The sequence below is a fragment of the Acinetobacter sp. YH12136 genome (assembly GCF_013418545.1).
GTDB classification, from domain to species: Bacteria; Pseudomonadota; Gammaproteobacteria; order Pseudomonadales; family Moraxellaceae; genus Acinetobacter; species Acinetobacter towneri.
On record NZ_VPBV01000008.1, the window covers coordinates 18,958 to 33,028 of the forward strand.

Below are 14,071 nucleotides of genomic sequence, written 5' to 3' on the forward strand. Positions count from 1 at the left end.
TGACTCATATTGATATCCTTTATAGCGGTTTGGGTTGAATTATGAATTGTTAAGGTTCACATCCTTAACAATTCAGTTAAATTATCCACGATTTGTTGTGGCTGACAATCGGCAATGGATTCACCATGATTATAGCCATAGCTGACTACAATACAATCAATACCCGCACGACGCGCAGCCTCTACGTCATTGGAAGAATCTCCAATCATTAACACTTGCGAAGGGTCAACCTGATAATGTTCGACACAGTGCAGCAATTGACGCGGATGTGGTTTACGCTCTTCAAAACGGTCTCCACCAATCACATCATCAAAATAATTTTGCATGTCTAAGGCTTCGATAATGGCACGTGCAGGTTGTTCTGGTTTATTGGTCACACAAACCAAAGTTTTGTTCTGTGCTTTTGCCCAATCCAAAAACTCAATAATGCCTGCAAAAGGCTGCGTGTCGATACACGGTTCCGCATTATAAATGTCTAAAAAGGTATTCAAGAGCTGTTGATGTTGCTCGGGATGCACAACCCCCATTAAATGCATCAACACGCTATGACAAAAAACAGCAGTGCCCTTTCCAACCCAAGTACGTACTTGCTCTAGAGTCACTAAAGGTAACTGCAGTGCATTCAAACTCATGTTCATGGCACGGTATAAGTCTGTGGCAGAATCTACTAGCGTTCCATCAAGGTCGAATAAAATAACTTGGCGTGTATCGAGCTGAGCAATAGACATCATTCCCCCCTAAATTGACAAAGGCATGCGATTGCATGCCCTGATTGTAAAGCAAAGGTCGCTTATTTAAACAATACCCATGCCAAAATAGCTAAAATCACCAACACGATTAGTGAAATTAAGCCAACAGATGCATTTTTTTGTTGTTCTCTCTCTTGTTCCACACGAGAAATAGGCTGCTCTACCGCAACTGGAGTAGGTTCAGCCTGAACCGCATGAATATCGACACCCTCTGGAATTGGTGCTGGCTTAGGTACAGCAACCCCTTGTGGCATCCCATCACGGTTTAATTGCACCGAACTGTCACGCTGATTCAATTCGGGCATGCCTTGCTCATTCATTTGCTGTGCAGCTGTTTTCTCTGTAGCTTCGGTTACTTTTTCTGCCGTTTCTGCCACATCTGCAGCATGTTCAAGTTCAACGGCTGGTGCAAACACAGAGAACTTCAGGCTAGCAAACTGCACAATATCGCCTTCTTTAAGCAAGGTTTCATCGGCAATGCGCAAATCATTCACAAAAGTGCCATTCGAGGAGTTTAAATCTTGCACGTAAAGTGCTTGGTCTTTCACTAAAAAAGCCGCATGTTTACGTGAAATTTCCGCCGATTGCAGCACCAAATCTGCACTTTGATGGCGTCCCACCAACATATCACGGTCGATACTAATTTCCTGGCCAGTAAATTCACCGCTAATTGCTTGTATTTTCCAAGTCATAAATAATTTCTCTGGTGTGATTTGGCAACATCATAACATGCCCTTAACCACAATCTGTGCAGGATACGATTAAGGTGTAGCACGAATTGTGGTTGTGGTAACCGTATTTTTGGTTTTACTCACTTCCTGCTGCGGCAATGCCACGCTTTGACGTTGTACCACAGGCTCAATTGCAACAGGTGTAGTCACCGTTGCCGTACGGTTGGCAGGCACAGCCGATGGCAGCGTTTGGTACACCCCTGCTTGTGGTGCAACCCGAGATACAGGCAAACGCTGCTGATAAACATCACTGACATTTTCAGGCAATTTGGCAAAGCTACCATCGGCATCCATGGCCAGTTGCAAACTATACAATTGACTATAGCGCTGCTGCGAAATACGACGAATATCCTGACTATCACCCACAATAGTCGGGTGGATAAATATCAAGAGATTACGCTTTTGATTGGATTGACCATCGGAACGGAATAAACGCCCAAGCCCTGGAATCGCACCTAAGCCTGGCACAGCTTGACGACTGTAAATTGAGTTATCTGAAATTAGACCACCCAAGACAATAGTTTGCCCATGCTCTGCTAAAATAGAAGTTTTAATGGCACGTTTACTGGTTACCAAATCCTGTGCCTGACCTTTATTGGCTTTGACATCAGACACTTCTTGTTCCACTTCAAGTCGGAGTGTGCCACCTTCACCAATATGAGGCACAACTTTTAAAGTCACCCCGACATCTTTACGCTCAATGGTGGTATATGGGTTTGCCACTCCGCCATTGGTGGATAATGAACCCGTTACGAAGGGAACGTTCTCACCCACCACAATATAGGCTTCTTCATTATCCATGGTCACAATAGATGGCGTAGACAATAAGTTGGATTTGGTTTTTTCTTTCAACGCCTGAATCATCGCACCATAGAGCTTGCGTGAACCATCACGACTTTCGCGATAATCACCCAAAACCAAAGATGTACCTGCACCAATCGCACTACCTGCACCTGCTGCACCACCTGTCAAATAGCCTGCCGCAACATTTTTCAGACTGGCACCGATATTGTCAAAGTTAATCAAGCCAATGCCGCTGCTTAAATCTCCCAGCGCCCACTGCACACCGAGCTGATCAGCATCAGTGCCTTCTACTTCAATAATCGCAGCTTCAATCAACACCTGTTGACGGCGAGTATCTAGCTGCTGAATGGCCGATTCAATTTCACGCATCAGTTGCGGGTCTGCTTTAACCACCAAGGCATTTTGCGAACCATCGGCAATAATACTAACCCCATTGCCATTAAAACTGGTGATGTTGTTTTGATGATTACTATTTGAACTACCGCCCAAATTAATACCTGGGGTGGAGATTGTAGATGAATTGCCCGTATTGTTATTGTTGTTACTCAGGTTGCTTGTACTACTATTATTACTGCTGTTGTTATTTGAACCAGAACTGCTACTGACTGCTTGCCCCGACACCAAACCTTGCAAAATTTCCGCTAAATTCTGTGCACTGGCATACTTCAAACGGAAAACTTTTAAGCCGCCCAAACGATCTGCGGCAGGCACATCCATCATTTCAATCATTTGACGAATGCGTTTACGGGTTGCAGTGTCACCTTTAATGATAATTCGATTGGTGCGGTTGTCTGCCACAATGCGCACACGAGAGCCTTTCACATCTTTGGCTGCCCCTGTCGAACTCATCGATTCAAGCAAACCAATAACCTCTTCTGCCTGACTAGACTGTAGACTAATCGCTTCAATGTCATTTTGCCCAGTACCATCCAAATTACGGATAATGCTTTCTAGCTGGTAAATGTTGCTGGCACGGTCTGACACGATTAAGGCATTGGTGCCGCCCACTGCAGACAAATGTGCAAACTGTGGCATGAGCGGACGTAAAGCAGGAATCAGGTCATTGGCATTGGTATTTTCTAGCCAAATCACGCGTGTCACAATTTGATCGCCACGTGCATTTTGACGGCCGTCATAGGGAATCCCTGAACTTTTGACATTGCTGTCAGGTACAAGACGAATGGTATTGCCCGATGGAATGGCGACCACACCATTGACATTCAGCACCCCTAAAAACAGATCATAGACTTCATTTTTATTTAAGGCTTTGTTGGAAATCACCGTGACATTGCCACGCACGCGTGGATCGACCGCAAAGTTTTTGCCCGTAATATCGGCCACTTCATTAATAAATGCAGTCAAGTCCGCATCACGTAAATTAATTTTCCAGGTTTGCGCATGACTTGCAGTACTCACCATTGCAACAAGCGGTGCAGCAGCCAGTAATGCCCAAAATGGACGCTCATGATTCAATAAAGCCATAATCTACTGTGTTTCCTAACCCTAAATATGCCTCTGCATTGTTCAACATGCCGATTCATTTAAAAATTTTGTTGTATGGTCATCACCTGATCACCACGTTTTATTTCTAATTTCACCTGACCTTCACGACGCGCCTGTTCCAATAACTGTGCATCGTTTTGCCCTTGCCCAACACTCTGCCCATTTAAAGACAAAATACGGTCACCTGGTTGTAAGCCTAGTTTATTTCTTAACGCTGCGGGAGTCCGTGTGGTTACCTCATAACCGTTGCCTGTATTGGTCTCAACTCCCATTTCTTTTAAATATTGTTCACGGTCTTCCTGAATTCGCTGCACTGCTTGTCCAATTGCATTATTCGGTTGTGCAGGCGCTGTTGGGGAAACCATTGCGGGCGCATTGCCACTGGAAATCAATGGGGCAATGGGTTGATTTAAACCATTTTCGATCCCTTTAAACAATATCTCACGCGTGGCACCACTACTATGACGTAATATCACCCGATCCCAATACACTTCTGCCAATTGATACTGACTAGAATCAATCACATCTCCCACACGGTAACGCTCAGCGACATCATTCACTTTAATCACGGCCGATGAGAACTGACTCGGTTGTCCAACAACAACACCTTGCAAAGTCATATTTAATTGATCGTCTACTGTAGCGGTACGCCCAACCTCATGAAATAGCGCAAATGATGAAATATTTGGAATCTGTGGTTGCTGTGAGCCCAATTCTACCCGATCTACCTGCATAGCCTGCGGCGGTGCAAGCACCAGCCAAAATAAACTCGCCAGTTTCCAGCACAAATACAAAATGAGCAGGGTTAATAATACAGGCGCAACACGGTCTACTTGCTTCCAATCTAAGTTGGCCCAACGCTCTGAAAAATCACGCATCAAAAGCCTCCTTTCAGTAAAGGCTGACGGGTACTGATGACATAAGTATCTAGCCCTGCCTTACCTTCATAAGAAGCAATATTCATCAACAAACGTTGGGTGAGTTGCACATCCAGCATCAAATTCTGATCCAGTGCAATATTCACCATTTTCTGTTCGCGTTGATCTCGAATATCGAATATCAATTTACCATTTTCGTCAGACAAACTGCCTTTTAAAGCAGGAATATTCATGCGGTCTTGGCGCTGTGCAAAACGATACAGCAACTCGCCCCCTGCCCACTGTATTTGTCCTTCTGACTTTGCAAAACCTTGTTGTTTTTTGAAATTTAAATGAACGTCTTTAAGTTGAATCGCATTGCTCGGCCATTGCCAGTCCACAACACTTTTTAAAGTCTCAGGCGCAATTTGACCTTCGAGTGATTGCAGTAAAATCGTGCCAAAACGATAAGCAACTATGCCTTCCAATTGTGTATTGCCGCTGTGCACTTCTACGTCGGCAGCAACACGCAGTAGTACCAAATCTAAAGGGCGCGTATTCCAGTTTAAAGTGCCACGTAATTGTCCTTTTTGCCAGTCGGCTTGCCCCTGCCAAATGTTGCCACTGACATTATGTAAAGTCTGGTTGTTTTTATAAAATTTTGAAATCAACCACGCTGCAGGAATTTGTAATAACACAAAAATCAAAAATGCAATGAGGGCGAAAATCCACCACGTGATGTATTTGGGTTTCTTTATCATGCCACCACGACCAACCTTACTAATTTTTCTATGAATGACTTTTTATAACACTCACACATTATGCACACTTTTTCGGCATCGCCAATTGATACAGATAAAAAAACCAAGCCGTATTGCTTGGTTTTTGAACTCTAAGTCAACTCAATGACAAATTGATGAAGCTTAGATTAGAAAATCTTCAAGTTTCGCGCCTTTTTCTAATTCAGCAACTAACCAGCGTGGTTGTTTACCACGACCCGTCCAAGTATCTGTTGGATTAGTTTTGCTACGATAACGTGGCTCTACTGTTTTACGTGGGCTTTTTTTACGTTTGCTTTCGCCAACTTCAAGAATTTTCTCAATGCTTAAACCTAAACCATCTGCAATTGCGATAATTTGATTATAGGCATCTTCAATTGCTTGATCTTTTTTCGTGGCAATTAATGCTTCAGCTTCAGCTTGTAAACGCTTTAACTCTTCAACAGATAAATTGCTAATATCGGGCATCATACTTACTCCAAAAACTATGCTTTTTTATATTCAGTTATTAAATTAAGCAGATTCATTCTATTTTTATCAAACCGAAGCGTCAATAAAAAATCTACTACTCTACATATAAATAACAGTCGGACATATTATGAACTGATTATTAAGATTTAATCAAGAATATGCTGTACGGTTTTTTCTATTTTATGAATACCCGCGCGTACATTTTCAGGGATTAAGGTTTTTTGCATATTGACGCGATCTACACATACAATCACCGCATCTGCCTCTGCCACCACCATTTGCTGTGCTTCACTGTGGATTAAATAATGCATACGCATGGCACTATTACGCAATTCTTCTACCCGAACGCCAATTTTTAAAATATCAGGATAAACCACAGGACGTATATATTTGCACTGATTTGAGGCAATCACAGTCAAAACATCTTGCTGTAAAATTTTTAAATGGTCTAAATAATATAAACGCGCACTTTCAATATAACGGTAATACACCACATTATTGACATGCCCAAAAGCATCCATATCACCCCATGCGACACGTTGCTCAAAAATAATAGGATAATCTGATAGTGTTAACACAACTCACCTTTAAATTTTAATTTCGACAAAATTAGAATTATTTTCAAAGATTAAATTTAACTGTTTTAATAATTCAGGCTGATCTTTTAAATTAGATTTAACCCTTAAATAACTCATTAATACATGTTCAGGATATAAAGCAAGTAATTGCTCTGCCTCTGAATAGCGTTCTGTTGCTGTAAAAATATGCCATTTGGCAAAACTAAATACAGGTAATGCAGGGTATTTCTGTTCCCAGATATTTATTTGTTGTTCAATTTTCACATAATCAGGCTGTTGTTTTAACAACTGTTGCTGGAACCATAAATAAAACACTTCCTGATTAAATTGTTCACTCAACAAATGTACAGCTAACTGTTCATGCTGTTGCGTCATATCAGGCAAACGTGAAAGTACTTTCAGCCACAACACCTGAATCGCATAACTTTGGCTAAAAATTTGTTCACCTAAATCTAAATAGCGCTGCTGCAATGCCTGTAAGTTTTCTGCATCTACCTGCTCAAACTGAATCAGTAATTGGGTTAGCCATTGTTGTTTTTTTTCGGCATCTAAATGGCCATATTTAGTCGAACGCAAATAATGCCAAGGATATTGCGTAGCAAATTGCCCCCACAAATCAATTAAACGCTTTTGATATGCCGTTTTAACTTTAAATAACCATGGCGATAATTCATGCTGATTTAGAAACTCTAAATGGGTTAAAGCCTGTTCAGGTTGCTGCTGCGCCAAATAAATTTCAATACGCTGAATTTCTGCCAATTCAAAAGCTGCAGCACTGCTTTGATTTAAAGCTGCCAAGGCTTGTGGATATTGCTGCTGAATGGAATACATACGTGCTTCCATCACCCCTTTCAGCAAACCTGACTGGGCAAAGACTTGTCGGACAAATTGGTGCTGATCCTCAGCAGCATCTAATAACCAAATGACTGCCAATTGCTCATAAGGATGTAGGTTTTTAAAATTAAATACCGTTTCGACTTTACGCTGCTCACGGCTAAAATAGCGTTTTAACAGCAACCATAACACTTGCAACGAAACACTGATGGATAAGAAAAAGAACAACAGCAACCAGATATTGGTTTGTAATTGCCACTCACGCCAATACACATAAACATAGCCTGAACCATGCCCATAACTCAGTACGCTCAGCAAAGCGACCAGTACAATACTGACCACCACATAGGCGAGTAAAATCTGTTTCATTTATACCGCCCCCAATAAAGCACGTGTTTTTAAACTTGGCGTTGGAACGATATTTAAATTTTTAATTTTTTCTAATTGCTGAACCAATTGCTGTGCTTTCTGATCAGGCAATTGTTGTAATAACTGAATAATGTCGTTCACTTCTTGTTGATATTGCACATATTGACCTTGTATAAAGATTTGTCGAGCCAGCAATAGACGCAATTGTGCTTCTTTTAAAATAATCTGGCGCTGCATCAACTGTGTCGCAGGTTGCTTGGCAGATTCAATACTCAGCCATTTTTGCCAAAAATAACGATCATCGACATCGGCAGGGTTCAGCTCAGGTTGTTGAGCTTGCTGTTTTAATTGTTGATCTAATTGCTGCAATAACTGACTTACTTGTTGATATTGCGCATCACGTGTTGTTATAAATTGTTGAATTTGTTTCTGATCTTGCTGAACAACTTGGTGCAAACTTTGTTTCAAAGCAGGAGCTAAAGCATATTCGTTTAACTCACGGTCTAAATGAGCTAGCTTTTCAGTCGCATAGTGAAACTGTTGTTGTTGTAAGGAAAATTCCACCAAGTCCAATTGCTGCGCCACCATATCTACTGGTTGAATCGCATCTTCTTGCTGCACAGCGCTGGATACTGCGGACTGTTCTGGCGCATCTTGGGTATAATTACGGCGCTGCAAAGCCACCAACTGATCATTTAAATTGGCATTGGTTTTTTCTGCAAGATGCAAACTTTGACTGAGTTGCTGTTGTTGCGCTGAAATTTGCATCACATCAAAACTTAATTTGACGATCCAGACCAAAGCGATCAACACCACTATCACAACCAGTTTTTTCATAGTTTTCCTTGCATGCGCATCATTTGCTGCAATATTAATTCTGTTTTTAAATGGGTCAACTTGAATACGTTATATTTTGTATGATGCTGCGTTTGATAATCGAGCAAAATTTTCTCTAAACGATCACCCAATACCCAATAATGACCTTTGTTCAGTAGATCGAAATCCCGCTGAATTAAGCTTAGCCAGTTTAACCAACTGGCTTCACTGCTGATCATCATGATAAATTCTGAAGATTGTATTAAACGTGCGCGTACTGCCTGCATTTTTTCAATAGAACTGGCAGGACACTCCCGCCGATACAATACAAAATTATGGATCTGCATCCCCTGATCAAGCAGTGTTTGCATCATAAATTGCCGTCCGCCCTCGCCACGCCAAAAGGCAATGTGTGTGCCGACTTTCAAATTTTGCAAACACGGCAAACTCAGCATCCCTTCGGAAGTTTCAACCTGCGGGACTTCGCTGTAAAGACCATATCCACGTAAAACTTCTGCTGTTTTCTCACCCACAGCCACCCAACGTATATGCTGCAAATCCTGCAATGATATTTGGCTTCGGGCTAAATATTGCATCCCAATATCGACAGCAGTCGGACTAACCACCACAATAATATGCGTGTGAGGCAACTGGGCATATAAATTAGCCAGTTGCTCCGACCACGGCTGTGCAGAAAGCTGCAACAAGGGCAAATCAATGACCTCAATATGCTGTTGTTGCAAAGCCTGAGTTAAGGCCTCTGCACGATCTTGAGGTCGGGTATTAATGAAGAGCATGGGCTTCTGGTGCAATATGAATTATTGATACAGGGCTTTGAGTAATTCGCCCGCACCCTGTGCCAATAAAGCTTTTGCCAATTCTTCACCTAGCATTTCAGCCTGTTCAGGTGCGCCAAATTGCACAGCTTTAAGAATGGTTTGCCCATCGACACTACCAACACGACCTTCAATCTGCAACTGACCATTCTGCAAAGTTGCGTAGCCTGCAATTGGCACCTGACAACCGCCTTCCAAGTAGGCATTAAAAGCACGTTCGGCACGTACACAGACATTGGTTTCGGCATGCATTAACGGCAAAATTAAATCCAACACCGCCTGATCTTGGCTACGACATTCCAGACCCAAAGCCCCTTGCCCAACGGCAGGTAAGCTCACATCAGGCTGAATGGTATGACGAATACGCTCTGCCAAGCCCAAACGCTTTAATCCTGCACTGGCTAAAATAATCGCGTCATACTGACCATCATCTAGCTTAGACAAGCGCGTACCCACATTGCCACGTAAATCAATAATCTCTAAATCTGGACGTGCTTTTAAAATTTGGCATTTACGGCGCAAGCTTGAGGTTCCAACTTTAGCGCCCTGTGGTAAATCTGCAAAACTGGCATAGTGATTCGACACAAAGGCATCGAGTGGGTCTTCACGCTCACAAATGACCGCCAAGCTCAGACCTTCAGGCAATGCCATGGGTACATCTTTCATAGAATGTACGGCTAAATCGGCACGCCCATCCATTAAGGCAGCTTCTAATTCTTTGACAAATAAGCCCTTCCCCCCAATTTTTGCCAATGGGGTATCTAAAATTTTATCGCCCTGCGTGACAAAGGTCACCAACTCAACAGTTAAATCGGCATGCATCGCCTCTAAGCGGGCACGAATGTGTTCAGCCTGCCATAACGCAAGCGGGCTTTGTCGAGTTGCAATTTTCAGGGTTTTCATCATAGTGGCTAAGCAAGATAAATAAGTTCATCTAAACTTAACCTGATCCCCTAAAAATGCAAGTCTATTTCTTTACCGATTTATCAATCTGTTGCGTATTCATCTGCGATGATGCTGACAAATTAGAGTTTTTGGATGCGTTCTCGCAATAAAGGCAAATGTCGTCGGCTAACAGCCAAACGCTCATCTAGCTCACGGCAACGTACCTGATACTGTCCTGAATTGACCACTTCTAGCCCCTCCAAAAACTGAATCGAGACCAAGGCATTTCGGTGAATCCGAATAAACTGATCACCAAACTCGGTTTCTAAATCTTTCAGCGTTTCATCAATCAGGACACTGCCATTTTTATGACGCACAGTGACATATTTCTGATCAGCTAAAAAATAGTAGATATTTTCTATTGGCACCAATTCTACACCGCGATAGGTTTTCGCCGCGATTTGGTGACGTTTTATTTTTAATTCGTCCATATTTTCTTTTTGTTTTAAATGACTCATCTGCGCTTGCGTGAGTTTTGTTAAATGATCTAAAACCTGTTGCAATTCCTGTTGCATAATAGGTTTTAACAAATAGCCTTCCGCATTGGACTTAAATGCCTCGAGTGCATGTTCATCGTAGGCGGTACAAAACACAATGGCTGGCATTGGGTCAAGCTCACGCAAATGTTGAGCGCAACTTAAACCATCCATTCCCGGCATTTGAATATCTAATAATATGACATCCGGCTGATGTTCATCTGCCAGTTCAATCGCCTGTTGCCCATGAGCTGCCGTTGCCACCACATGATGCCCCAATTGAGTGACCAAACGTGATAATCGCTCTCTTGCCAGAGGCTCATCATCACAAATTAGGATGTCCATTTCCCCTCCTTTTCAGTTGAATACTTTATTTTTATCAAGTTAAGAAAAATCAGAACAATCACAAGTTTTTTTATTTATAGCGATATTGCAACACCGTCGTGTACATACCATTCCCCGCATAACTTTGAAAAGCGACACTGCGCCCATAATAAGCCTGTAAACGCTGTTTCACGTTTTGTAGCGCGATACCGTGTCCTTGTCTTAAATTTATTTTATCGCTGACATACGGATTTGTAATGACAATATTGACTTGGTTTTGCAATATTTCGATCAATATACTTATCGTACTCTTTGCTAAAACTTTTTCAACTCCATGAAAAATACTATTTTCTAACAAGGGTTGTAAAGTTAATAAGGGTATTTGTACCTGACTGAGCAGTTGCGGTTGTTCAATTTTCCATTCCACGGTCAGACGCTCGCCTAAACGAATTTGTTCTATGTCTAAATATCGCTGGCAAAGTTCGATCTCATCTTTCAGGCTAACCAGTTTTAATTCTTGCAAACTGGCACGAAATAAACGCGACAAATTGAGCAACATTTGCTCGGCTTTATCGGGATCTATGGCAATGAGACTAATCACATTATTGAGGCTGTTGAATAAAAAATGTGGGTGAATACGCGCCTGCATGGCATGTACCCGCGCTTGTAATTCACTATGCCGTTGCTGAATCGCCTGTTCACGTACATAAATATAACGAAAGCAAAATGCGCCCAATAACACGCCATAACTCAAATGCAGTCCAACGCCATGTAACAGATCATCTATACCAAACTGCTGTAGATGAAAGTTTTGCCCAAAATGCAACAAGGTATTTAAACTGAGCGTGGTCAGCAACACGATGCCTTGCAGCAGCAAAAAACTGACCAAAAAAGATAAACTCAAGCCCATGCGTAAAAAACGCGCCTGAAAAAACTCCACCAAGGCCGCAAAACACAACACCACCCAATTGATATAGAGTACGTATTGCAGCACCCGAGCAAAACTTAAGCCGTGCCAACCTTGTGCTTCAGCCAGTGCCAAAACCATTGCCAAGGCATTACTGCCAATAAATAATTCAATTAGATATTGCCAACGTCCTATTTTCGTAAAAAAATACAGCTCATGTTGTTCTGCCTGCGTATCAGCATAAGTTTGATTGGCTTGTTCTTCGGCAAGTGAATCTGAATTTGTTATACTCTTGTCCAAATCACCGCTTTTTACTTTATTGAGCCGATATGACCACATCTTCTAATTCCTCAAATCCGTCACAAGCCCAAACTTCGGGTATGTGGGGCGGTCGTTTCTCTGAAGCGACTGATGCTTTTGTTGCTGAATTTACAGCATCTGTTCAATTTGACCAACGCTTTTATAAACAAGATATTGCTGGCTCAATTGCGCATGCAACGATGCTTGCCAAAGTAGGCGTACTTACGACTGAAGAGCGTGACGATATTATTCAAGGTTTAAATACCATTCAGGCTGAAATTGAAGCAGGTCAATTTGAATGGCGTATTGACCTTGAAGATGTGCACATGAACATCGAATCACGCCTTACTCAACGTATTGGCATTACAGGTAAAAAATTACATACAGGTCGTAGCCGTAACGACCAGGTGGCAACCGATATTCGTTTGTATGTCCGTGACGAAATTGATGCCATTTTAGAATTATTAAAAAAATTACAATACGGCATTTTAAGCTTGGCAGCCAAAAACACCCACACCATTATGCCTGGTTTTACTCATTTACAAACCGCACAGCCTGTGACTTTTGGTCATCACCTTATGGCGTGGTTTGAAATGTTGGTACGTGACTCTGAGCGTTTAATTGACTGCCGCAAACGTGTTAATCGTATGCCTTTAGGTTCTGCCGCTTTGGCAGGTACCACTTACCCAATTGACCGCGCTTTTACCGCAGAATTATTGGGCTTTGAAGCCGTATCTGAAAACTCGCTAGATGCTGTATCAGACCGTGATTTCGGAATTGAGTTTAACGCTGCTGCATCGTTAATCATGATGCACTTGTCACGCATGTCTGAAGAGCTGATTTTATGGACATCGGCACAATTTAAGTTTGTGAATATTCCAGACCGTTTCTGCACAGGCTCATCCATTATGCCGCAGAAGAAAAACCCAGACGTACCTGAATTGGTGCGCGGCAAAACAGGTCGTGTCTATGGCGATTTAATGAGCCTATTAACCCTGATGAAAGGTCAGCCTTTGGCTTACAACAAAGACAACCAAGAAGACAAAGAACCTTTATTTGATGCAATTGATACGGTACGTGGCTCACTCATGGCATTTGCCGACATGATTCCTGCCTTAGTACCAAATATTGCAGAAATGCGTGAAGCAGCATTGCGTGGTTTCTCTACCGCAACCGACCTTGCCGATTACTTGGTGAAAAATGGCGTAGCATTCCGTGATGCGCATGAAATTGTAGGTAAAGCCGTAGCCTTAGGTGTTCAAGAAGGTAAAGACTTGTCTGAACTGAGCTTAGCGCAATTACAACAATTCTCTGATTTGATTCAAGCCGATGTATTTGAAAAAGCCTTGACCCTTGAGGCTTCTGTAAATGCACGTGATCATATTGGTGGTACTGCACCTGCACAAGTCGCTGCAGCAATTGAACGTGCTCAAACACGTCTTGCCCAACTTTATGCCTAACCGGGAAGTCGCTATGTCTAAACAAGTGTTTTGTCGTAAATATCAAAAGGAAATGGATGCGATGGATTTTGCGCCATTTCCAGGTGCAAAAGGTCAGGAACTGTTTGAAACCGTGTCTAAGCAGGCATGGCAAGAATGGCTCAAACACCAAACTACACTCATTAACGAAAAGCGTTTAAATGTGTTTGAAGCCGATGCGAAAAAGTTTCTTGAAGAACAGCGTGAGAAGTTTTTGAACAATGATGCTAGCTTAGAAGTTGCTGAAGGTTTAAAACCTCAAAACTAATTTCGCCTGTATTCTAAACATCAAGAACCAATATAAAAAAGAGCCT

15 protein-coding genes are annotated in these 14,071 nt (G+C 42.2%); 2 read left to right on the plus strand and 13 right to left on the minus strand.

Going from position 1 to position 14,071, the window contains the following annotated elements:
• Nucleotides 1–56 precede the first annotated feature (56 nt).
• The 13 genes from FTU71_RS05290 to FTU71_RS05350 all read right to left on the minus strand — a co-directional run bounded on the left by FTU71_RS05290 (nucleotide 57) and on the right by FTU71_RS05350 (nucleotide 12,318).
• Complete coding sequence (locus FTU71_RS05290) at nucleotides 57–728, minus strand: phosphoglycolate phosphatase (protein ID WP_180111586.1); 672 nt, start codon at nucleotides 726–728, stop codon at nucleotides 57–59.
• A 62-nt stretch (nucleotides 729–790) separates the two neighbouring features.
• Nucleotides 791–1,441 carry an FHA domain-containing protein gene (locus FTU71_RS05295; RefSeq protein ID WP_168418402.1) on the minus strand — a complete coding sequence of 217 codons (651 nt, stop codon included), beginning with the start codon at nucleotides 1,439–1,441 and terminating at the stop codon, nucleotides 791–793.
• 69 nt (nucleotides 1,442–1,510) lie between these two features.
• Nucleotides 1,511–3,766 (minus strand): type II secretion system secretin GspD, encoded by a 2,256-nt coding sequence (gspD, locus tag FTU71_RS05300; RefSeq protein WP_180111587.1) that lies wholly within the window; start codon nucleotides 3,764–3,766, stop codon nucleotides 1,511–1,513.
• 59 nt (nucleotides 3,767–3,825) lie between these two features.
• Entirely contained in the window at nucleotides 3,826–4,665 is an 840-nt protein-coding gene (locus FTU71_RS05305) for a type II secretion system protein N (protein WP_180111588.1), read from the minus strand.
• Nucleotides 4,665–5,405, minus strand: coding sequence for a type II secretion system protein N (gene gspN / locus FTU71_RS05310; protein ID WP_178865960.1), 741 nt, complete (start codon nucleotides 5,403–5,405; stop codon nucleotides 4,665–4,667). Before gspN ends, FTU71_RS05305 begins: the two co-directional genes overlap by 1 nt.
• A gap of 162 nt (nucleotides 5,406–5,567) precedes the next feature.
• Complete coding sequence (locus tag FTU71_RS05315; protein ID WP_180111589.1) at nucleotides 5,568–5,894, minus strand: H-NS family nucleoid-associated regulatory protein; 327 nt, start codon at nucleotides 5,892–5,894, stop codon at nucleotides 5,568–5,570.
• 146 nt (nucleotides 5,895–6,040) lie between these two features.
• Nucleotides 6,041–6,472 carry a thioesterase family protein gene (locus FTU71_RS05320; RefSeq protein ID WP_180006119.1) on the minus strand — a complete coding sequence of 144 codons (432 nt, stop codon included), beginning with the start codon at nucleotides 6,470–6,472 and terminating at the stop codon, nucleotides 6,041–6,043.
• 9 nt (nucleotides 6,473–6,481) lie between these two features.
• The gene (locus FTU71_RS05325) at nucleotides 6,482–7,675 is read right to left on the minus strand and encodes a heme biosynthesis protein HemY (RefSeq protein WP_180111590.1); all 1,194 of its coding nucleotides are present in this window, start codon (nucleotides 7,673–7,675) and stop codon (nucleotides 6,482–6,484) included.
• Nucleotides 7,676–8,512: a hypothetical protein gene (locus tag FTU71_RS05330; protein WP_004975747.1), complete on the minus strand. Its 837-nt coding sequence runs from the start codon at nucleotides 8,510–8,512 to the stop codon at nucleotides 7,676–7,678.
• Nucleotides 8,509–9,288, minus strand: a complete 780-nt coding sequence (locus tag FTU71_RS05335; RefSeq protein WP_004975746.1) for a uroporphyrinogen-III synthase — start codon at nucleotides 9,286–9,288, stop codon at nucleotides 8,509–8,511. The genes FTU71_RS05330 and FTU71_RS05335 overlap by 4 nt, the downstream gene beginning before the upstream one ends.
• Nucleotides 9,289–9,309: 21 nt before the next feature.
• On the minus strand, nucleotides 9,310–10,230 hold the full coding sequence (gene hemC / locus FTU71_RS05340; protein WP_096901970.1) for a hydroxymethylbilane synthase: 921 nt from the start codon (nucleotides 10,228–10,230) through the stop codon (nucleotides 9,310–9,312).
• 122 nt (nucleotides 10,231–10,352) lie between these two features.
• On the minus strand, nucleotides 10,353–11,093 hold the full coding sequence (locus FTU71_RS05345; protein WP_004975743.1) for a LytTR family DNA-binding domain-containing protein: 741 nt from the start codon (nucleotides 11,091–11,093) through the stop codon (nucleotides 10,353–10,355).
• A gap of 70 nt (nucleotides 11,094–11,163) precedes the next feature.
• Complete coding sequence (locus FTU71_RS05350; protein ID WP_178318317.1) at nucleotides 11,164–12,318, minus strand: sensor histidine kinase; 1,155 nt, start codon at nucleotides 12,316–12,318, stop codon at nucleotides 11,164–11,166.
• Between FTU71_RS05350 and argH the strand changes: the two genes are divergently transcribed.
• Together argH and FTU71_RS05360 are read left to right on the plus strand one after the other, a co-directional pair.
• The gene (gene argH / locus FTU71_RS05355) at nucleotides 12,309–13,739 is read left to right on the plus strand and encodes an argininosuccinate lyase (protein ID WP_180111591.1); all 1,431 of its coding nucleotides are present in this window, start codon (nucleotides 12,309–12,311) and stop codon (nucleotides 13,737–13,739) included. The two genes, FTU71_RS05350 and argH, sit on opposite strands and share 10 nt — an antisense overlap.
• Before the next feature lie 13 nt (nucleotides 13,740–13,752).
• On the plus strand, nucleotides 13,753–14,025 hold the full coding sequence (locus tag FTU71_RS05360) for an oxidative damage protection protein (RefSeq protein ID WP_026438236.1): 273 nt from the start codon (nucleotides 13,753–13,755) through the stop codon (nucleotides 14,023–14,025).
• Nucleotides 14,026–14,071 lie beyond the last annotated feature (46 nt).